The organism is Pseudomonas bohemica (assembly GCF_002934685.1).
Lineage (GTDB): Bacteria > Pseudomonadota > Gammaproteobacteria > Pseudomonadales > Pseudomonadaceae > Aquipseudomonas > Aquipseudomonas bohemica.
Window position 1 is genome coordinate 25,925 of sequence record NZ_NKHL01000090.1, and the last position, 19,315, is coordinate 45,239.

21 protein-coding genes are annotated in these 19,315 nt (G+C 59.8%); 12 read left to right on the top strand and 9 right to left on the bottom strand.

Annotated features, from left to right (window positions below; all coding sequences use genetic code 11):
- Nucleotides 1-12: 12 nt before the first annotated feature.
- Nucleotides 13-330, top strand: a complete 318-nt coding sequence (locus tag CE491_RS06415) for a DUF883 family protein (protein WP_110947515.1) — start codon at nt 13-15, stop codon at nt 328-330.
- Nucleotides 331-462: 132 nt separating this feature from the next.
- On the opposite strand, the gene CE491_RS06420 is transcribed toward CE491_RS06415, so the two are convergent.
- The 3 genes from CE491_RS06420 to CE491_RS06430 form a co-directional block, all read right to left on the bottom strand.
- Nucleotides 463-957: a hypothetical protein gene (locus CE491_RS06420; RefSeq protein ID WP_110947516.1), complete on the bottom strand. Its 495-nt coding sequence runs from the start codon at nt 955-957 to the stop codon at nt 463-465.
- Between the two features lie 97 nt (nt 958-1,054).
- Nucleotides 1,055-1,408, bottom strand: a complete 354-nt coding sequence (locus CE491_RS06425; protein ID WP_110947517.1) for a hypothetical protein — start codon at nt 1,406-1,408, stop codon at nt 1,055-1,057.
- 308 nt (nt 1,409-1,716) lie between these two features.
- Nucleotides 1,717-2,889, bottom strand: coding sequence for a mandelate racemase/muconate lactonizing enzyme family protein (locus CE491_RS06430; RefSeq protein WP_110947518.1), 1,173 nt, complete (start codon nt 2,887-2,889; stop codon nt 1,717-1,719).
- Between the two features lie 137 nt (nt 2,890-3,026).
- Between CE491_RS06430 and CE491_RS06435 the strand changes: the two genes are divergently transcribed.
- The 6 genes from CE491_RS06435 (at nt 3,027) to CE491_RS06460 (ending at nt 8,647) form a co-directional block, all read left to right on the top strand.
- Entirely contained in the window at nt 3,027-3,896 is an 870-nt protein-coding gene (locus CE491_RS06435) for a LysR family transcriptional regulator (protein WP_110947519.1), read from the top strand.
- A gap of 423 nt (nt 3,897-4,319) precedes the next feature.
- Entirely contained in the window at nt 4,320-4,952 is a 633-nt protein-coding gene (locus CE491_RS06440; protein ID WP_110947520.1) for a paraquat-inducible protein A, read from the top strand.
- Complete coding sequence (locus CE491_RS06445; RefSeq protein WP_110947521.1) at nt 4,949-5,563, top strand: paraquat-inducible protein A; 615 nt, start codon at nt 4,949-4,951, stop codon at nt 5,561-5,563. Before CE491_RS06440 ends, CE491_RS06445 begins: the two co-directional genes overlap by 4 nt.
- Nucleotides 5,556-7,238, top strand: a complete 1,683-nt coding sequence (locus CE491_RS06450) for a PqiB family protein (RefSeq protein ID WP_110947522.1) — start codon at nt 5,556-5,558, stop codon at nt 7,236-7,238. The genes CE491_RS06445 and CE491_RS06450 overlap by 8 nt, the downstream gene beginning before the upstream one ends.
- A complete protein-coding gene (locus CE491_RS06455; protein WP_110947523.1) occupies nt 7,235-7,852 on the top strand; it encodes a PqiC family protein in 618 nt (205 codons plus the stop codon). Before CE491_RS06450 ends, CE491_RS06455 begins: the two co-directional genes overlap by 4 nt.
- 330 nt (nt 7,853-8,182) lie before the next feature.
- Nucleotides 8,183-8,647, top strand: coding sequence for a helix-turn-helix domain-containing protein (locus tag CE491_RS06460; RefSeq protein ID WP_110947524.1), 465 nt, complete (start codon nt 8,183-8,185; stop codon nt 8,645-8,647).
- Between the two features lie 86 nt (nt 8,648-8,733).
- Here the strand turns inward: CE491_RS06460 and araH are convergent, their stop codons facing one another.
- From araH to CE491_RS06485, 5 genes are all read right to left on the bottom strand, one after another.
- Nucleotides 8,734-9,699, bottom strand: a complete 966-nt coding sequence (gene araH / locus CE491_RS06465) for an L-arabinose ABC transporter permease AraH (protein WP_199885014.1) — start codon at nt 9,697-9,699, stop codon at nt 8,734-8,736.
- Between the two features lie 39 nt (nt 9,700-9,738).
- A complete protein-coding gene (gene araG / locus CE491_RS06470) occupies nt 9,739-11,265 on the bottom strand; it encodes an L-arabinose ABC transporter ATP-binding protein AraG (RefSeq protein WP_110947526.1) in 1,527 nt (508 codons plus the stop codon).
- A gap of 93 nt (nt 11,266-11,358) precedes the next feature.
- Complete coding sequence (locus CE491_RS06475; RefSeq protein WP_110947527.1) at nt 11,359-12,363, bottom strand: substrate-binding domain-containing protein; 1,005 nt, start codon at nt 12,361-12,363, stop codon at nt 11,359-11,361.
- A gap of 175 nt (nt 12,364-12,538) precedes the next feature.
- A complete protein-coding gene (locus CE491_RS06480) occupies nt 12,539-13,417 on the bottom strand; it encodes an SMP-30/gluconolactonase/LRE family protein (protein ID WP_110947528.1) in 879 nt (292 codons plus the stop codon).
- A gap of 75 nt (nt 13,418-13,492) precedes the next feature.
- The gene (locus tag CE491_RS06485; protein ID WP_110947529.1) at nt 13,493-14,188 is read right to left on the bottom strand and encodes a FadR/GntR family transcriptional regulator; all 696 of its coding nucleotides are present in this window, start codon (nt 14,186-14,188) and stop codon (nt 13,493-13,495) included.
- Nucleotides 14,189-14,498: 310 nt separating this feature from the next.
- On the opposite strand from CE491_RS06485, the gene CE491_RS06490 reads away from it, so the two are divergent.
- The 4 genes from CE491_RS06490 (at nt 14,499) to CE491_RS06505 (ending at nt 17,497) form a co-directional block, all read left to right on the top strand.
- Entirely contained in the window at nt 14,499-15,644 is a 1,146-nt protein-coding gene (locus CE491_RS06490; protein WP_110947530.1) for an aldose epimerase family protein, read from the top strand.
- Nucleotides 15,645-15,684: 40 nt separating this feature from the next.
- On the top strand, nt 15,685-15,879 hold the full coding sequence (locus CE491_RS06495) for a hypothetical protein (protein ID WP_110947531.1): 195 nt from the start codon (nt 15,685-15,687) through the stop codon (nt 15,877-15,879).
- 91 nt (nt 15,880-15,970) lie between these two features.
- Nucleotides 15,971-16,195: a DUF6555 family protein gene (locus CE491_RS06500; protein ID WP_093467628.1), complete on the top strand. Its 225-nt coding sequence runs from the start codon at nt 15,971-15,973 to the stop codon at nt 16,193-16,195.
- Between the two features lie 357 nt (nt 16,196-16,552).
- Nucleotides 16,553-17,497 carry an ABC transporter substrate-binding protein gene (locus CE491_RS06505; protein WP_110947532.1) on the top strand — a complete coding sequence of 315 codons (945 nt, stop codon included), beginning with the start codon at nt 16,553-16,555 and terminating at the stop codon, nt 17,495-17,497.
- Between the two features lie 234 nt (nt 17,498-17,731).
- Here CE491_RS06505 and CE491_RS06510 read toward each other — a convergent pair whose 3' ends face one another.
- Nucleotides 17,732-18,457, bottom strand: coding sequence for a tellurite resistance TerB family protein (locus tag CE491_RS06510; RefSeq protein ID WP_110947533.1), 726 nt, complete (start codon nt 18,455-18,457; stop codon nt 17,732-17,734).
- 176 nt (nt 18,458-18,633) lie between these two features.
- On the opposite strand from CE491_RS06510, the gene CE491_RS06515 reads away from it, so the two are divergent.
- Nucleotides 18,634-19,287 carry an HAD-IA family hydrolase gene (locus CE491_RS06515; protein WP_110947534.1) on the top strand — a complete coding sequence of 218 codons (654 nt, stop codon included), beginning with the start codon at nt 18,634-18,636 and terminating at the stop codon, nt 19,285-19,287.
- The last annotated feature ends 28 nt before the right edge of the window (nt 19,288-19,315 follow it).

Below are 19,315 nucleotides of genomic sequence, written 5' to 3' on the forward strand. Positions count from 1 at the left end.
AGGAAATTTGCCATGGCTCGTAAAACTGCTGCCCAAAACGCCGCCGAACAGATCCAGGATCAAGCATTCAGCGAATTGGCGGCCCTCATCGAAGAATCCGACAAACTGCTCAAGGACAGCGCTTCGCTGGTCGGCGAAGAGGCAGAAACCGTGCGTGAGCAGCTGAGCCAGAAGCTCAGGCAAGCCGTCGATTCCCTGGGCAGCGTGCGTGATAAAACCAAGCCTGCCGTTGAGGCCACCGAAACCTACATCGGCGGCCACCCATGGCAGACCGTAGCGGTCTCGGCCGGTTTCGGTCTGGTGGTAGGCCTGCTGCTGGGTCGCCGTTGATGCTGTGCATGCGCGTCCTGATCCAGCATTGACCCCGCTCCTGTAGCAGCCCGGTTTGCCGGCGGTGGCGTGGCCAAAACGCTGCCGCTGGCCCCGGACTGCCACAGGGGATCGTACAGATTCAGCGCTTCATCAGACGTCCCGCCGTGGCACCACGCCCTGCAACAACTTGCCGAAACAGTCCGCTGTAAACGCCACAGGTTCGGCGTCCTTGACCCCCACCGTTTTCCTCAACATCCAGTCATGACGTCCCGCATCCAGCAGCAGGGTATATTTCTCTTGCCCATGCAAACTCAAACCGCTGACCGAAATGCTCACCTGCCCTTTCGTCCCCATGGCATCGGGCACAAACGCAACCGTGTGCGTGCCCAGATAGAAACTCATGCGGCGGGTTCGGAACGGTGAGTTTTCATCGGGATAGCCCTTGCTCTGGGCCAGGTGCGGCTCGTACTCGAAGGAGGTTTGGCCTGCGTCGGCCAGGGGCTTGAGCCAGGTCTGGACCTGCTCGTAGAGGGCATCGATGCTGACATTCCACTGCGCCAGATCATCGTGAAAACGTTGGTGCTTCTGCTCTTCGTAGCGCTGATTAGCGACCAGCAACTCGCTGAGGCGTTGAATCTCGTCCATATCGGCGATTCCCGGTTCACGCGCTCGAGTATTCGAGCACGTGAATCAGGGTGGCACAGCCACGGCGGGGTGTCGCCTTACATCGTGCATCGGACCCTCAGGATCTGGGCGGGATGACTTCCAGTTGCGACAGGCGATGCCCCTTGACCAACGCCGCATCGATATCAGTCTTGGCCTTTTCGGCGCTGTCCTGGGAATCGAACGGGCCGATCATGACGACTTCCTTGCCTTCGACCTTGACCACGTAAGAGGGATAGTGGTGCTCGACCAGCCAGTAGGTCATGTCGCTCAGGGCTTCTTTCAAATGAACGCGAATGGTCCATTGTGGCGAAGCCGGGGTCGGTGCTTCCGCGACTGAATCGGTGGTCGGGACCTTTGCCGGCGTTGCCGGTTTACCGCCGTCGCAACCTGCCAACATCAATACCGCCACCATCATTGCCATCTTGCGCACGTGTGTCGCTCCTCGTCTGAAGTGGCGAGAGTCTACCACCGCGCATCCTCACCAGTTGTAACGCGACCGGCCCGCTGCCGACGAATACTGCTGCGTGCCGAGCGCTGGCAGGTCAGACATGCGACTTTCCGACGCGCCCCGGATTCGGTGCGATGGGGCTGCAGGTCATGGCGGTGTCGCAAAATCCACGAGGCCATACAGAACTTGCAGGAGCGCGCCGCCCGCGATGCGATTTGGCGGCACCAGATTAGTTGCCACACACAGGTTAATCGCGGGCAAGCGCGCTCCTACAGGGGTAAGTCGGTAGATCAGGCGCCCTCGCCCAACTCACGCATTACCGCGTACAGCGCCGACTTGGCCTCGAAGCCCACCCCCGGGATATCCGGCAGGCCGACGTAGCTGTTTTCGACACGAATGCCATCGGCGAAACCACCGAACGGCTGGAATACGTCCGGATACGATTCATTGCCGCCCAGATGCAGACCGGCCGCGATGTTCAGCGACATCTGGTGCCCACCGTGAGGCACGACGCGGCGGGTGGACCAACCGAGCTCCTTCATCACGTCAAGCGTGCGTAGGTATTCCACCAGGCCATAGGACAGGGCGCAATCGAACTGCAAGTAGTCGCGATCCGGGCGCATACCGCCGTGACGCAGCAGGTTGCGGGCGTCCTGATGGGAGAACAGGTTTTCGCCCGTGGCCATGGGCAACTCATAGTGATTGGCCAGTTCAGCCTGCAGCGCATAGTCCAGCGGATCGCCGACCTCTTCGTACCAGAACAGGTTGTACGGCTTGATCGCTTCGGCGTAGGCGATGCCGGTTTCCAGGTCGAAACGACCGTTGGCATCCACCGCCAGACGCTGACCGTCGCCCACCACTTCCAGCACCGCTTCGATACGGCGCAGGTCTTCGGCCAAGGGCACGGCGCCGATCTTCATTTTCACCACGTCGTAGCCGCGATCCAGGTAGCTCTGCATCTCGGCCTTGAGTTTGGTCTGGTCTTTGCCGGGATAGTAGTAACCGCCTGCCGCGTAAACCCAGACCTTATCGTCGGCCACGCCATCGCGATAACGGTCGGCCAGCAGACGATACAGCGGCTTGCCCTCGATCTTCGCCACGGCGTCCCATACCGCCATGTCGATGGTGCCGACGGCCACCGAGCGCTCGCCATGGCCGCCGGGTTTTTCGTTGGTCATCAGGGCCTTCCAGATGGCGAACGGGTCAAGGTTGTTGCGCTCTTTGTCGATCAGCGATTCCGGGTCGGCTTCCAGCACGCGCGCCAGGAAACGGTCACGCATCAGCGCACCCTGACCGTATCGGCCATTGGAGTTGAAGCCGTAGCCGATCACCGGTTTGCCATCGCGAATGACATCGGTAACCACGGCCACCACCGAACAGGTCATCTTGGAAAAATCGATGTAGGCGTTGGCAATCGGCGAGGCAATGGACACCGTCTTTTCGCGAATGTCGACAATACGCATGGGTAACTCCTGTTGTTATGGGTAAAGGGGCGCAGCAATCGTGGGGCTCGCGCTCCAGGCGGGCTCAACTCTAGGCCTGGACCTTTCGCTGCGGCCAATGCTAAAAACGCGGCACTCAATGCGCGGACGGCATCACGATGGAATTGGTTTGGCTGGAAGACTTCAATGCGCTGGCGCAGAGCGGCAACTTTTCACGCGCAGCCGAATTGCGCCATGTGACCCAGCCAGCGTTCAGTCGGCGGATTCGGGCGCTGGAGACATGGGTCGGGGTCGATCTGTTCGACCGCACCACCCAGGGCGCAACCCTGACCGATGCCGGCCGGCACATGCTCGGCAATGCGCAGGAGATGACCCGGCGCGTGTACCAGATGCGCCAGGAAGCGCGCGAAGTGGCGGGAAAGCAGGCACGATCGCTGCTTTTCGCCGCCACTCATTCGCTGTCGTTCACGTTCTTTCCCGGCTGGGTCCGAGCTGCGGAGCGCAGCAGTCCCATTGAGGCGATACGCCTGCATTCGGACAACATGCGGGTCTGCGAGCAGATGTTACTGGGCGGTGAAGTGCAATTTTTGCTATGCCATCAACACCCGGACGTGCCGCCGCAATTTGCTGCCGATTCGTTTCATTCCAAGGTGGTGGGCAGTGATGTGCTGATCCCTTTGCAAGCCCGGCAGGTCGAAGCCAATCGCGACTCGAGCGCACAGTCACTGCTGGGCTACACCGCTGAGTCAGGCCTGGGCCGGATCGTGTCGGCGCGCCTGCGTAAAGAAGCTCGGCCGCCCAGCCTGCACACTGTTTTCAGCTCGCATCTGGCTGCGGTGTTGCTGTCGATGGCGCTGGAAGGCAAGGGCTTTGCCTGGCTGCCGAAAACCCTGGCAGAGCCGGAGATCGCCAGCGCCAAGCTGGTGCGCGCGCTGGATCGACATTGGGACATTCCCGTCGAAATGCGGTTGTTCCGGCCAACCATGACGTTGAGTGATTTTGCAGAGGATTTCTGGGCGAAGCTGTAGCGCAATCGGATCGTTCGCCTGTACCAGTCCGGCTCGTCGGCGCCTGCGGTCTCACGGCCTTACCCTCCGGCGACCCTCGCGACTACGGGATCTATCCGCCCCCCTTACTGTCGGGCTACAATTACGCGCTTCGCCGCGACACAGGCCGCAATAACTCGCCCCGCCTCCTGCGCTGATTATGCAACCAGAAAAAGTGCTTTCACTCAGATGTTTCCCCATACTCCCTGATCGCACCGAACCCGATGCTGGCATTGTGGTCAATCTCTCAATCGAACTCATCAATGTGCCGTTCATGACACTCATTCCCCGTAACACGAACTCGTATCGCGTCGGAATACATCCCTTTGCGGTCCGCCCATTGCGTGCGCTCACCCTTGAAGCCGAACTATCGTGAACACGTCCAGCTCTTCAACCACGGCGTCAATGCCCCGCAGCACGACACCGCTGAGCGACCCCGCGCAGTGGATCATCTGCGAGCATTGTGATTCGCTCTACCACGCCACGCCCCTGAACAAGGGCGAGACCGCGTATTGCCTGCGCTGCGCCGGGGTGCTTAGCCGCGGGCATCGCATGACCATCGAACAGCTGCTGGCGCTGAGCATCGCCGCGGGCATCATGTTCGTGTTCGCCAATGTGTTTCCGGTGATCAGCATCAGCATGAAAGGCCTGTACAACCAAGTGACGCTATGGGGTTCGGTCGAGGCGCTGGCTCAGGGTCAGATCACCCTGATTGCACTGGTGGCGGGCCTTGCGATCATCCTCGCGCCCGCTCTGCAGATAGCCTTGCTGTTCTGGGTACTGGTTCACGCTCAACGCGACGAGATCGCCCCTGGCTTCAAGATCTGCATGCGTACCCTTGAACATTTGCGTCCATGGAGCATGCTCGAAGTCTGCCTGCTGGGCATTCTGGTGGCGATCATCAAGCTGGGCGGGATGCTCGACGTACACCCCGGCGTCGGCCTGTGGGCCATGGCGATGCTGATGGTGCTGATCGTGCTGATCGCGGGCAAAGACATTCGCCGACTGTGGGATGATTTGGGAGTTCAGCCCGAATGAATGGCATCCCTTTCGCCCACGAACGCAAAGTGACCCTCTGCCATGTGTGCGGATACGTCTGCCCGGAAGACGCCCATGACTGCCCGCGCTGCGACTCTGCGGTGCATCGGCGCAAACCCAACAGCCTTGTCCGTACCTGGGCGTTCCTGATTGCCGGGCTGATTTTCTATATCCCGGCCAACACCCTGCCCGTGATGTTCACGACATTGCTGGGCAGTGCGAGTGAAAACACCATCATGAGCGGCGTGATCGAGTTTGCCGAAGGCGGTTCCTGGGACATTGCGATTCTCATTTTCATTGCCAGCGTGCTGGTGCCCTGCGTCAAATTCCTCGTTCTGGGGATGCTGCTGGTGACCTGCCAGCGTCGCAGTCAATGGGCGATGCGCGAGCGTTCGCGTCTGTATCGTTTCATCGAGCTGATCGGCTACTGGTCGATGCTCGATGTTTTGGTGGTCGCCCTGGTGGCGGCCTTGGTCCAGTTTCGCGGGCTCAGCACCATCGAGCCGCGGCTGGGTATCCTGTTCTTTGGTTTGGTGGTGGTGATGACGATGCTCGCCGCCATGAGTTTCGATCCCCGGTTGATCTGGGACGCAGAGGTTGAAGATGTCTGATAACGCCCTACCCCCATCGGCACCGGAGCCTGCACGACCGCAGGTCAAGGCGCGCAAGGCACGTATTTCGCTGGTCTGGCTGGTCCCGATAGTCGCGGGCGTCATCGGCCTGTCGATGGTCATCCACGACTTCCTCAACGTCGGTCCCAAGGTGGTGGTCAGTTTCCTGACAGCCGAAGGTCTGGAGGCCAAGAAAACCCAGGTCAAATACAAGAACGTGGTGATCGGTACGGTGACCGACATCACCCTGAGCGACGACCGCACGCACGTTCTGGCGACCATCGAGCTGAACCAGTCAGCGACGCCGTTCACCCGAGCCGATTCGCAATATTGGGTGGTGCGCCCGCGCGTCGGCGCACATGGCGTTTCCGGTGTCGACACGTTGTTGTCCGGGGCCTTTATCAGTGCCGATGCCGGCAATTCGGAGAAGACCGAGAAAAACTTCAAGGGCCTTGAGAATCCTCCACCGGTGACCTTCGGCGAGAAAGGCAAGCGCTTCATCCTGCATACCGACGATCTCGGCTCGCTGGATATTGGCTCACCGATCTACTTCCGCCGTATTCAGGTGGGTCAGGTGGTCGCGTACGAACTGGCCAAGGATGGCAAAGGCGTGAACGTCGAAATCTTCATCAACTCGCCTACCGATCAGTATGTCCTGACCGACTCACGCTTCTGGAACGCCAGCGGCGTCGACGTCAGCCTTGGGGCGTCGGGACTCAAAGTATCGACCCAGTCGCTGACCTCGATCATTTCCGGGGGGATTGCCTTCCGCGAACCCAAATACAGCCCGGACGCCAAGCCTGCCGACCCCAATGCCGAGTTCAAGCTGTTCGAGGACCAGGCAACCGCCCTGGCGCCACCCGATGGTGAACCCAAATATATTCGCATGCGCTTCAATCAATCGTTGCGTGGCCTGGTGGCCAACGCCCCGGTGGACTTTTTGGGCGTGAACATCGGCCGCGTGGTGTCGGTGGATCTGGACTTTGACGCGGCCACCGGCACCTTTCCCGGCATAGTCGGTGCGGTGATCTATCCGCAGCGCCTGGGTGCTGCCAACGACAAACTCCGGGAACAGGCAGGCGTTGGCGATAAAGAAGAGCAAACCTCTCGGGTTCTAGGCCACTTCGTCGAGCGCGGACTGCGCGCGCAAGTGCGCACGGGCAACCTGCTGACCGGTCAGTTGTACGTGGCCATGGATTTCGATCCCAAAGCGCCGAAGGTCGCCTACGACCCCAAAGCACGCCCCCTGGAAATCCCAACCGTGGGCGGCAGCTTCGACAAGTTGCAGGAACAGCTTCAAGCGTTCGTCGACAAGCTTGGCAAGATCCCGATCGACGATCTGGCGAAGAACCTCAATGGCAGTCTGATCGAATTGCAGAAAACCATGAAGAACGTCAATGGCCAGGTCTTGCCGCAAATGACGGGTACCTTGCAGCAGGCGCAGAAGACCCTCGGCGCTGCCAACGAAACGCTTTCGGATGATTCGCCGGCGCGTCAGCAACTGGGTCAGGCCCTGGATGAAGTGCAACGCACTGCCCGTTCGGTGCGCGTGCTGACCGACTTCCTCAGCCGCCATCCTGAATCGCTGATCCGCGGACGCTCGGGCGACGCGGCTCCCGGCTCGTACAAAGGTTCGTCCTCTTCTCGCGAAATCGCTCCGGAGCCTGTGCAATGACTGTGCGTACTCATCTTCTGGTATTGGCCTGCGCATTGGGCCTGGGCGCCTGTTCGTCGACGCCGACGCATTACTACACGCTGATTGCCCCGGCGACACAGGCTCCGGCCAATGTCGCCCAGGCGCCTTTCCAGTTCGAGATGCAACCGGTGTTGATGGCGGTCCAAGTGGACCAGCCGCCGTTGGTGGTGCGTCAGGGAGATGGCAGCCTGGCCATTCTTGAGAACGAGCGCTGGGGGGCGCCGTTGGGCGACGAGTTCCACGACGCCTTGACCGGGGAGCTGGAGCGCCGCTTCGGCTCTCGCGATCTGGCAGGCCTGCCCAAGCAAAGCGACGAGCCGGTGCTTTCGATCCGCACGGATGTGCGACGGTTCGAATCGGTGCTCGGCCAGTATGCGCTGATCGACGTGGTCTGGAACCTGAGCCTGCGCGGTCACGATAACGGCAGCAAGCGCCAGACAATGACCTGCAGCAGCGTAATCCGCGAGCCCGCAGGAGCAAGCATGGAAGGCTTGATACTGGCGCATCAAAAGGCCGTCTCGGCACTGGCCGACCGCATTTCCAAAACCGCCAATGAGTGGGCGCGACAACCCAACTCTCGCTGCGCCTCCTGAAAATTCCGGCTGGCTCGGGACGCTGGCATACGGCGTCCCTGCCAGTATCGCAAAGCTGAATTGCTACTAAATCCAACCATTCAAAGGCATAACGGTTAAAAAACCGCTATACATCCATTCGTACGGCTGTTTGATGAAATTTTTTGTCCGATAGATTGGATCCATTCCAATGGAGTCGGATATTGGTTATTGTCAGCCCGTCGTACGTGCGCCCGCCTGCGATCGCAGCACCTGACAATCAAGCGAATATCCATATCGAGTCAGGGCGTTTGCGCGTGAGTCGTCGGCTGGTCCAGCCATTGGCAACTACAGGCAACATTGGAGAAATATATGACCGGGATAGGTCCCAGACTACGCGAGGAGCGCACTCGTCTGAAACTTTCACAAAGCGCGTTGGGCGCCGTGGGCGGTGTGGAAACCAATGCACAGGGTAATTATGAAAGTGGAGCTCGCTCACCCAAGACCGATTATCTGCTGCGCATCCTCGGTGCGGGTGTGGACATCAACTACGTGTTGACGGGCAGCCGGCAAAACGAATCCGGCGCCTCGGTCATCCGTTCGACCGAATCAGAACCAGCCCAGGCCGAACATCTGGACAAGGTCACTCACCAGCTGCATCGCAATCTTCACGGGCTCATCGATGCGTTGTATCAGATGACCTTGCTGATTGAACTGCGTGCCAGTGACACAGAGGACGACGCGGTCAAAAAAGAGCTGGGAGCCATCAGGACCGAAGCCCAGGAACTGGCCCAAGCGTCGGTTCGTCTCATATTCGTCACGTCAAGACTGGCCTGAGCCGCCCAGCCCTACCCTTCATATACAACGCCGGCGCCCATGGAGCATGATCCGCAGTTCCGACCACGCTCTATGAACAGCACGGTTTAGCGGCGCTTCAACCGATCGATGATCACTGCCAGCAGCAGGATGGTGCCGCGAATCACGTATTGGTAGAAGGTGTCGATGTTCTTGAGGTTCATGGCGTTTTCGATGATCGCGAGAATCAGCACCCCGGCGATCACATGGCGAATCATGCCAATACCACCGCTCAGCGACACGCCGCCCAACACGCACGCGGAGATCACCGTCAGCTCGAAACCCTGGCCGATCATCGGTTGGCCCGAGGTCATGCGCGACGCCAGCACCACGCCCGCCAGCGCACCGATCAGGCCGTGCACGGCAAAGATGATGATCTTGGTCCGGTCGACATGCACGCCCGCCAGTAACGCCGCTTCCTGGTTGCCACCGATGGCCAGGGAATTGCGGCCGTAGGTGGTGTAGTTGAGCAGCCAGCCGAAGAACACGAAGCAGACGACCGTGATCAGGATCGGCACCGGTACCCCGAACAACTGGCCGTTACCGAATACGAAGAACGCCTCATCGCCCACACCGACAGCCTTGCCGTTGGAGAAGATGTACGCAAGACCGCGCACGATCTGCATCGTCGCCAGCGTGGTGATCAAGGCATTGATACGCAGTTTGGCGATAACGATGCCATTGATCAGGCCAACCAGCAGGCCCATGGCCAAGGCTGCGCAAACGCCGAGGAACACGCTGTCAGTGTCGCGTATGACGATACCCGCGATGACACCGGAGCACGCCAGAACCGAACCGACCGACAGGTCGAAATGCCCGGACGCCAGGCAGAACAGCATGGTGCACGCCGCGATGCCGACGGTGGAGATCGCCAGGCCTAGGCCACGCATGTTCAGGGGCGACATGAAGTTATCGATGAGCAAGGCACAGAGCACGAAGATGCCCAATGCAGCCAGGAGCATGGCCCAATCGTCGAAGAATCGACGCATGTTCATGCCCTGGCGGGGAGCCGTCAGGCTGGTTTCGGTAGACATACGCACCTCGTTTTTATTTTTCACTTGGGTGACCCGTTATCAGCCGCGCGTACGCGGCAGTGCCAATTGCAACAACCGTTGTTCATTGGCCTCGTCGCGAGAAAGCTCACCGGTGATGGCGCCTTCGCTCATGACCAGAATGCGATCGGAAATACCCATGACTTCCATCAGATCGCTGGACACCACGATGACCGCGATGCCGTCGGCAGCCAGGTTATGAATGATCTGGTAAATCTCGGACTTGGCGCCGATATCGATGCCGCGGGTCGGTTCGTCAAGCAGCAACACCTTCATTGGCATCGACAGCCAGCGGCCGAGAATGGCCTTCTGCTGATTGCCGCCGGACAGAAACAGCATCTGCTGGTCCGGCGAAGGCGTCTTCACGTTCATCGAGCGGATCTGGTGTCTGGCGTTTTCGCGCTCCCAGCGACCCTGAATCAGGCAGCCCAGATGCACATGCCGGGGGCGCGCACCGATGTTGATGTTCTCTGCGACACTGGACAGCGGCACGATCCCTTCTTTCTTACGGTCTTCGGGGCACAGCAGAATACCGGCAGAAATCGCATCGCGCGGCGAGCGCAGATTCAGCGGTTTGCCGTCCAGCTGAAGGGTGCCGGCCTGGTTGCGAGTCAATCCCGACAGCAAACGGAACAGCTCGGTACGACCAGCACCGACCAGCCCAAACAACCCCAGCACTTCGCCTTTCTCTACCGCGAAACTCACAGGTTCCTGAATGCCCGGCCCAAGCAGCCCGGTGACGCGCAGGCTCGGCCCTTGATGCTGGCGCGGGCGATAATTGTAGATGTCCTGGATGTCGCGACCGACCATGCAGGTCACCAGACGATCGTGATCCAGCTCGGCCATGTCGTCGAAGGTATGCACGAAACGCCCGTCCTTGAACACGGTGACGGCATCGCACACGCGGAAGATTTCTTCCATGCGGTGTGACACATAAAGGATCACTCGCCCCTCATCGCGCAGCTTGACGATGATGTCCATCAAGCGATCGATTTCCCGCGCCGACAGGCTGCTGGTCGGCTCGTCGAAGGCAATCACGTGCGCGTTGCGGGACATGGCCTTGGCAATTTCCACCAGCTGCCTTTGCCCCAGAGACAAGTCGCCCAGCCGGGTATTGGGATCGATTTCATCCGCCAGCCCCTTGAGCAGATCACGGGCGCGACGAACCATCGCGCGCCGATTGACCATCCCCCAGCGATTGGGCATATGGCCGAGCAGCAGGTTTTCCGCCACCGACATTTCCGGCACCAGATGCAGCTCCTGGTGGATCACCGCGATGCCTGCGGCAATACTGTCGGCGGTGGATTTGAATGCCAGATGCTGGTCGCCGATCTGCAGGTCGCCGCTGTTGGGCTGATACGAACCCCCGAGAATCTTCAACAGCGTCGATTTGCCCGCGCCGTTCTCGCCCATCAGCGCATGAACGCTGCCTGGCCGAGCTTCGAAATTAATGTCCGACAACGCCTTCACCCCGGGGAAGGTCTTGCCAATCCCATTGAAGCGCAGACTGCCGCTGGACTGCTGTAGCTGAACCGATGCCTGTTGCATGAACCACCTCCTCCTCGCCCCACCCGAACGGTGTGGAGCGAGGCCTTGCGGATGTCAGCCTGACTGATCAGGCGTGCCAAAGTGCGCCGCGGATTACTTGTACAGACCGATCTTGGTCAGCACGTCCTTGAAGTTCTCGCGGGTGATCAGCGTCACGTCGTCCATCGCGGTGTACTTCGGCGGTTCTTTGCCAGTGCTGACCCACTCGTACATTTGCAGGGCGGTGTTGTAGCCCTCCTTGTCCGGGCTAGGCAGCATCGAGCCGAAGAAGCCGCTTTCCTTCTTCTTCAGTTCGTCGATGGCATCGGTGCCGTTGATGCCGATACCGATCACGTTGGCAGGCGCAAAACCGGCACCTGCGGTTGCGCGTACGCCGCCGAGCACGGTGTTGTCGTTCATGCCGCCGACGATCAGGTTCTTCGCGCCGCTTGGCAGCTTAGGCAGGGCCGCGTTGGTGGCGTCCATACTGCCTGGCACGTCGAGGGTTTTCTGTGGGGTGAACAGGATGTGATCTTCCGGCAGACCGGCTTTCTTCAGTGCATCGACCGAACCGTCGGTGCGCTTCTTGCCGGTGTCCAGCTCGTTGTAGGTGTTGATGATCGCGTAGGTTTCCTTCCAGTCCCACTTGCGATTCTGCGCCTCGGTCGCCATCGCTGAACCCTGTTTCTGACCGACTTCAAAAGCGGCCATACCCAGATACGGCACGTCTTCCATGAACTTGCCCTTGGAATCGACGAAACGATCGTCCACCGCCATGACTTTCATGTCGTTGGCTTTGGCTTTGGCGACGATCGACGGGCCGAGGGACACATCAGGCGGGCAGATGACAAAACCCTTGGCGCCGTTGGCGGCCAGGCTGTCGATCGCGGAGAGGGTTTTTTCGCCGTCGGGAACGGCGATCTTGATCACTTCGAAGCCGTGATCCTTGCCGGCTTTTTCAGCGAAAGCCCATTCGGTCTGGAACCAGGGCTCTTCGGCTTGTTTGACGAGGAACCCGATCTTGACCTTATCGGCGGCAAACGCGCCGCCACTCATACCGACAATGGCGGTGGCAACAGCGGCACAGCACAGGGAACGAATCCCGTGGCGACTCAACATAGCTAACTCCTTATTTTTATTGACTAGCTACAGCGTCCAGCAGTGAGCGTCGTAACAGCCAGGGTGAGGAAACACGACCGGCTGATCGACTGAAAACAGTCATATCATATTATCAATGACGTCTATGTAACCGAGTGTCACGCCCCTCCCAGCCTTTCCTCTGCCTCAGAATTCCTCAACCGGCAAAACGGTGCGAAGTTAGCCCTTTGATGTCCGTTTCCAGCTGCAATACTGCGCCATCCAGCTCCAGAGCATCGCTGGCGGGCCTGGCGCTGGTGACGAACAGCGTGGTCATGTCCGGCCCGCCGAACACACAGCTGGTGGGATGGCTGAGCGGCAATTCGATGACCCGGTCGACGCGGCCATCCGGGGCGAAACGGATGATGCAATGGCCGCCCCAGCGAGCATTCCATACGTAACCGTCGGCATCCATCGCCGAGCCATCGGGAGTGCCGCGCTCATGCTGGGCGGCCCAGATGCGGCGTTCGCCAAGGGAGCCGTCGGCCAGGACCGGATAGCGATAGATCACGCCGTCAAGGCTGTCTGCCGTCAGCAATGTCGTATCGGCGTCAGTCCAGAGCAAGGTGTTGACGATGCCCTGCCCGCTCAGCAACGGCGTGACCCGTGCATCGGAATCGATGTGGAATATCCCCCCCGAACGGCGCTCCAGCGGCAGGTCGCCACCTTCGACATCCAGGTTGTTCTGCATGGTGCCGAGCCACAGACGCCCGGTGCTGTCGCAGCGGGCTTCGTTGGCGCGATTGCCCTCGACCGGGTCGGCAGCGCAGAGCAGCGACAACGCAGGCTGCTCAGCAGGGGAATCCAGATTCAGACGGTAGACTCCGCTGGCCAAGGTGACCAGCGCATCACCCTGAACGGTAGGAATGAAAGCGGAGACGGGCTCGTTGAATTGCCAGTGCCGCACTTGGCCCTGATACAGGCGTAGCGCGCGGAATCCGGCGATATCCGCCCAATAAAGGCTCTGGTGGTGGTCATCCCAGAATGGCCCTTCGGCCAGTTTGAAACGCTGGTCACAGACCGGCTGCCACTTCATAGCGAATGTCCTGTTCTTATTTTTGTAGGGGGTTGTCGTAAAGTCCCAACACCCCGATTGCCTGTTGCTGCCTGTCTATTGCTGCGCCAGTGAGCGGGAAATCACTTCGCGGGCATTCTCGATCAGGCTCATGCTCGCCCACACACCCCGAGCGGCGTCTCGGGTTGCAATGGCGTCGGCCAGATCCTTGTGCAACGGCAACGTTCTGCCCAATTCACCCGGCACCGCTGATGACACCTCGAACGAAATCGCCAGCAACGCGCCCAATGCCGGCAGCATCTGCTCGATGAACTGGTTGTGACTGGCCGCCAGCACCGCCTCGTGAAATCGCTGGTCGGCGTGGTTGTAACCGCCCTTGTCCGCCACACTGGCCGCCAGTTGCCGATAGGCCGCCTGGATCTCGGCAATCTGCTCTGGGGTGGCCCGCTCGCAGGCCCAGCGCACCGCCATTGGCTCGATGGCGCGACGCAAATCCAGCAGGTCCATGACGAAGCTTTCCGGCAAACCCTTCGCCGCCAACCAACCGACCACCTGAGGGTCGAACAGGTTCCAGCTGCGTACCGGTAACACCCGAGTGCCAACCTTCGGGCCGACTTCCAGCATGCCCTTGGCCACCAGTGTCTTGATGGCTTCTCGAATCACGGTTCGGCTGACCCCGAACTCCTCTCCCAACGCCGCCTCGACCTTCAACGATTGCCCTGGCGCGACGCTGCCTCGAGCAATCCATGCGCCCAGGCGATCTACCGTCGACGCGTGAAAACTGTTGCTCATTCGTCCGCCCCTTTGATGCGGTGCTTTCCGCAAAACGAGGCTAATCATCATATGAATGAGTGTCAAACGCCTGTACAACCGATAAAAGCTGGGCTAAACCTGAACGGCGGTGGCGATCAGCTTGAGTCTTGTCAAATAGTATTACAATTAAATTTTTAATCGAGCTTTTTTGGACTATGCAAGCGACCACAGGACGAGAAACGCCGAATTAGTAATACCAATATTCAAGTCCGAACGGCCACGAGGCGTCATTCCACGCGCGCCGCTCGCAGCTTGCTGCTTTTTCAAAACAACAAAAAGGAAGGACGCAATGAGCAAGACACTTATCCCTGCTATCGGGCTGACACTGCTGGCTGCCGCCCTCCAGGCAAACGCCGGCGCGGGACTGTCCAGCGAGCATGGCGCATTCGGCAAGCTGGCCGATGGCACCACTGTCGAGAAATACGTACTGCGCAACAGCCTTGGCATGCAGGCGACGGTCATCACCTACGGCGGCACGCTGCAGTCGCTGCTGGTGCCGGACAAGCACGGCAAGACCGAAGACGTGGTGCTGGGTTTCGATGATCTGGACGGTTACCTCAAAGGCACGGCGTACTTCGGCGCCACCATTGGCCGCTTCGGCAACCGCCTGGCCGACGGCAAGTTCAGCCTCGATGGCAAGAACTATCAGGTCCCACAGAACGACAAGACCAACTCGCTGCACGGGGGCACCAAAGGCTTCGACAAACAGATCTGGAAGGCCGAGCAGGTCAAGGACAAGGGCTGGGTCGGAGTGAAACTGACCTATGTGTCGGCTGACGGGGAGATGGGCTTTCCGGGCACCTTGAAAACCGAAGTGACCTACAGCCTTAACGAGAAGAACGAGCTGCGCATTCAGTACCACGCCACTACCGACAAGCCGACGGTGCTGAACCTGACCAACCACAGTTATTTCAACCTCGCCGGTGCGGGCAACGGCGACATCCTCGATCAGGTCGCCATCGTTCACGCCAGCCATTACACCCCGATCAACGACAAACTGATTCCGACCGGCGAGCTGCCAGCGGTGGCAGGCACGCCATTCGACTTCCTCAAGCCTGTGGCCTTCGGCAAGCGCATTCGCGAAGACAACGAGCAGTTGAAGTTCGCCGAACCGACCCAGGGCGGCTATGACCATAACTGGGTACTCGACAACAAAGGCAAGGTGTCGAACCTGGCGGCCGATGTGGTCGATCCGAAGTCCGGACGCCGCCTGCAACTGTTCACTACCGAGCCCGGCGTGCAGCTTTACACCGGCAACTTCCTGGATGGCACGGTCAAGGGCAAGGCCGGCAAGATCTATCCGCACTGGGGCGCTTTCACGCTCGAGACCCAGCATTATCCTGACTCACCAAACCAGAAAGACTTCCCGTCAACGCGACTTGACCCGGGCAAGGCGTACAGCCAGACCACGGTATTCAAGTTCTCGAGCCAGTAGCCTCCACTGCATCATGTGACTTATAGCAGCGAGCTTGCTCATGGACGCCGCGGGTCAGCCACCTTTTTGGCTGGCTGACCCGCTGTTTTCACTGGCGTCGGACCTGCGCGCTTTCCCATCAGGCTCACCGTGCGTAAGAGGCGCCGGTGCCTGGCACGCGATGGAAACGCGCATGCCGTCCTATCCATTTGTCTACATCTGCAAGCTGTACATCATCCTTCTGTACTACACCTAACCGTTTGGCATCAAAAGAATTAATCCGAATGAATTTTCCCATCGGATCCGACTCAACGCACTGTGAGCGACTGAAAGGGAGGTTTGCGAGAGTGGCACAGTACAAGCATTTCAGAATCGATTATCTGCTGCATGGTAAATACAAAAGCTTCTACATCAGTGCCGAGACTATGGATAACGCATCCGCCTGGCACTGGGCGTCCGTAGACGCTGGATTTGGGCAGATTCCGAAATACCGCTCGGACAAAGTGCCGAAAGTCAGTAAGCCCAAAGCCGAACAGCTTGGGTTGACGGACGTGGAGTGGGCCGAGTCCTGAGCCTCGAAACGCGCGCTCGCAACGCGTGACTTCGCCCCGCCGATTTTCTGACTTCGGCGGGGAACCGGCTGTTTAGCCACCCGACGTTGCTCATCACCCACCTCGACATCTGTTCTCCCGGCAACACTGAATCCACAGCTTGCGTTTCCGGCAACAGCGCCGGCCCCCCATCGTTACCATCCTCGCATTCCGCTAACCGCCTGCTGTCCAGAGTATTTGCCAAGTCGCGCGTTTGACACTGGCCACCCGTGATGGCACAGCCCCTGCACTCCTCAGGCCACGCTCAGGCCGATCCTGATCGCTCCCACCTTTAACGTCGGCACCACCCCACCGGATCGACGCCATCGAGACATCGCAATGACCCTGTCCCGCTTCTTGCGCCGCAGCCTGGCATCTCTGGCCCTGCTCACCCCGTTCGCCCACGCTGCAACACCTGTCACGCTGGTGGTGGGTGATCAGAACTACTACAACGTCCGCGCTTCGGTGGAAGCGTCAGGCGCACTCAAGGACGCGCCTTATTCCGTGGAATGGAAACACTTCCAGTCTGCCGCTCCGGTGGCGGAGGGCCTGGAGGCCGGCGCGCTGGACCTGGGTTTTCTCGGCGACTCGGGCTTCATCTTCCTCGCCGCCAAAGGCGCGCCGGTGAAGCTGATCGGTGTGTCTCGTCAGAATCCGGACACCATTGCGCTGTTGGTGCCCAAGGACTCTCCGGCGAAAACGATTCAGGACCTCAAAGGCAAAAAAGTCGCCTACTGGCCCGGCGCCTGGAGTCAGCAGCTGACGCTGCGCGCCCTGGAAAACGCCGGACTGCCAAAAGACTACGTCGAGTTCGTCAAACTGATGCCGATCGACGCAGCCGCCGCTCTGCCCCAAGGCAGCATCGATGCCTTCCCGGTGTGGGAACCCTACATCTCGCAGCAGCAGGTATTCTCCGGTGCACGTCCGATCATCACGGCACGAGGCCTGATGCCGGGCTTGTCGAGCATCGCTGCGAATGCCAACTCCATCGAACCGAAGCGCGCGGCCATCGCAGATTTCCTCGGTCGCCTGCAGAAAGCCCGGGCCTGGGTACAGGCCAACAAGGAAACCTACGCTGATCTGTGGGCAAAAAAGGCCAACCTGGATCAGGCCGTCTCCCGCCACTGGATCGGTCAAGCCGACATGAGCGTGGGACCGGTAGATGAGGGTGCCGCCAAGGACTACCAGGACACTGCCGATTTCCTCGTGCAGACTGGTGCATTGCCTAAAGCTTTCGACACCAAGAGCGTGATCGATACCTCCTTCGGCAATGCTTTCCATTGAGCGCGGTTTTTTCACAATTGAAGCGCTACATCGACACCATTGTTTGAACTGATCATTAAACGACCATTGCAAGTAAGCCCTTGCATTTGAGGGCTTACAGCCAGTTATCCACAGAGATATTCACGCTTTCCGTGGACAACTTTTTGAACAAAATGACGTTGACTTTCAGGGGCTTCCGAGCGTAGCCCCAGCATTTTGTCCACAGATCTCAAGGACATATTTCCCAAGCTCCAGTCAGACCGCAGTGCCCTTGGCTTGCTGCTCCAGATGCACCTGCAATTGCGGATCGATGTTGAGGGCAGCCGCGAGTTCATCCAAATAATCGCGCTCGGCCCGTTGCTGATCGTTCACCATCAGGACGCTGGCCAAATACATTTCAGCGGCCACGCCCGGTTCATCATTGGCGGCTTGCGCGACCTCAGCGGCATCCAACGACTTGGCCACCTCAGCCTTCAGCCACTGCTGCAACTCCGGATCGTCGGCATGTCGGGCGATTTCCTTTTGAATCATCTGCTGCTCCTGCTCATCGATCGTGCCATCGGTCTTGGCGGCGGCAATCAACGCGCGGAGAATGGCGTGACTGTGATTGTCGACCTCAGGACCTGCCAGCCCAAACTGATCAACCGTCAGCGGCGCCTCTTGAGGGGCGCAAGCCTGCTGCCGCTGCCAGGCCTGATAAGCTTGAAAGGCCATCATGCCGAGCGAAGCCAGCATCGCATAATTGTTACCGCCCGAGCGCGTCTGCGCCCCGCTGCGGCTGCCCGCGAGACCACCGCCGCCCAGCAGACCACCCAACAAGCCACCCAGACCACCACCGCGACCTGCGCCATTTGAGCCAGCGCCCAATAAACCTCCGAGCAATCCGCCCAGACCTCCTTGCCCCGCTGCCCCGCCACCTTGCTGCGTCGCCGATCCCTGACTGGCGCGCAAGAGTTGTTCCAGCAAATCGCTGGTATTCATAAGCTTTCCCTCATTCAAGATGTGCCATCTCCAGCCATCAAACGATAGCCCGCGTGGGCGAGCCCGCCACCACCGTCTGGCCGACCATGCGCCTTAAAAATGTCCGCCCTGCGAGCCAGGCATGAAAATCCGCGTGTTAGCATCGCCAGCACACCGACTGACGAAGGAGCAAGGGCATGCTGGAACAGCACACATTCGCCGCATTTCTGTTCGACATGGACGGCACGCTGACCAACTCGATTGCCGCCGCCGAACGGGTCTGGACTCAATGGGCGCTGAGCAAGGGGCTGGATGTCGAAGCGTTGTTGTCTACCATCCATGGCGTGCGTTGCGTAGACACCCTGCGCCGCTTGAATTTGCCGGGCGTCGACCCCGAGCGCGAGGCCGAACTGATTGCCCAGGCCGAAACCGATGACGTCGAAGGGGTGGTGTCCATTGAGGGCGCGGCGCGCTTCCTCGCAGCGCTGCCCGCCGATCGCTGGGCGGTGGTGACATCCGCGCCAAGAGCGCTGGCCGAGCGCAGGATTCAGGCGGCCGGGCTGCCGCTGCCAGGCATCATGGTTGCGGCCGAGGATGTAGAGCGTGGCAAACCGGCGCCGGACTGCTTTGTGCTGGCTGCAAAAAAACTGGGCGTGAAGCCCGAAGAATGCCTGGTGTTCGAGGATGCACCGGCCGGCATTGCTGCGGCGGAGGCCGCCGGGGCGAAGGTCATGGTCATTACCGCGACCCACAAGCACGCCATCGAAACCCCACATTCCAGCCTGACCAGCTATGACGCTTATGCCGTTTCGATCAACGATCAGGGTCGGCTGCAACTACGCACGCAGTGACCGGCAGATTGATGCCGCCGTTTGCAAA

Bases quoted from the DNA above. Each gene is read 5' to 3' on its own strand.
- CE491_RS06505 (WP_110947532.1), top strand. From the start codon at position 16,553: ATGACCCTGTCCCGCTTCTTGCGCCGCAGCCTGGCATCTCTGGCCCTG.
- CE491_RS06480 (WP_110947528.1), bottom strand. From the start codon at position 13,417: ATGAAGTGGCAGCCGGTCTGTGACCAGCGTTTCAAACTGGCCGAAGGG.
- CE491_RS06435 (WP_110947519.1), top strand. From the start codon at position 3,027: ATGGAATTGGTTTGGCTGGAAGACTTCAATGCGCTGGCGCAGAGCGGC.
- CE491_RS06460 (WP_110947524.1), top strand. From the start codon at position 8,183: ATGACCGGGATAGGTCCCAGACTACGCGAGGAGCGCACTCGTCTGAAA.
- CE491_RS06450 (WP_110947522.1), top strand. From the start codon at position 5,556: ATGTCTGATAACGCCCTACCCCCATCGGCACCGGAGCCTGCACGACCG.
- CE491_RS06415 (WP_110947515.1), top strand. From the start codon at position 13: ATGGCTCGTAAAACTGCTGCCCAAAACGCCGCCGAACAGATCCAGGAT.
- araG (WP_110947526.1), bottom strand. From the start codon at position 11,265: ATGCAACAGGCATCGGTTCAGCTACAGCAGTCCAGCGGCAGTCTGCGC.
- CE491_RS06430 (WP_110947518.1), bottom strand. From the start codon at position 2,889: ATGCGTATTGTCGACATTCGCGAAAAGACGGTGTCCATTGCCTCGCCG.
- CE491_RS06455 (WP_110947523.1), top strand. From the start codon at position 7,235: ATGACTGTGCGTACTCATCTTCTGGTATTGGCCTGCGCATTGGGCCTG.
- CE491_RS06485 (WP_110947529.1), bottom strand. From the start codon at position 14,188: ATGAGCAACAGTTTTCACGCGTCGACGGTAGATCGCCTGGGCGCATGG.
- CE491_RS06440 (WP_110947520.1), top strand. From the start codon at position 4,320: ATGCCCCGCAGCACGACACCGCTGAGCGACCCCGCGCAGTGGATCATC.
- araH (WP_199885014.1), bottom strand. From the start codon at position 9,699: ATGTCTACCGAAACCAGCCTGACGGCTCCCCGCCAGGGCATGAACATG.
- CE491_RS06515 (WP_110947534.1), top strand. From the start codon at position 18,634: ATGCTGGAACAGCACACATTCGCCGCATTTCTGTTCGACATGGACGGC.
- CE491_RS06490 (WP_110947530.1), top strand. From the start codon at position 14,499: ATGAGCAAGACACTTATCCCTGCTATCGGGCTGACACTGCTGGCTGCC.
- CE491_RS06420 (WP_110947516.1), bottom strand. From the start codon at position 957: ATGGACGAGATTCAACGCCTCAGCGAGTTGCTGGTCGCTAATCAGCGC.
- CE491_RS06445 (WP_110947521.1), top strand. From the start codon at position 4,949: ATGAATGGCATCCCTTTCGCCCACGAACGCAAAGTGACCCTCTGCCAT.
- CE491_RS06495 (WP_110947531.1), top strand. From the start codon at position 15,685: ATGGACGCCGCGGGTCAGCCACCTTTTTGGCTGGCTGACCCGCTGTTT.
- CE491_RS06475 (WP_110947527.1), bottom strand. From the start codon at position 12,363: ATGTTGAGTCGCCACGGGATTCGTTCCCTGTGCTGTGCCGCTGTTGCC.
- CE491_RS06510 (WP_110947533.1), bottom strand. From the start codon at position 18,457: ATGAATACCAGCGATTTGCTGGAACAACTCTTGCGCGCCAGTCAGGGA.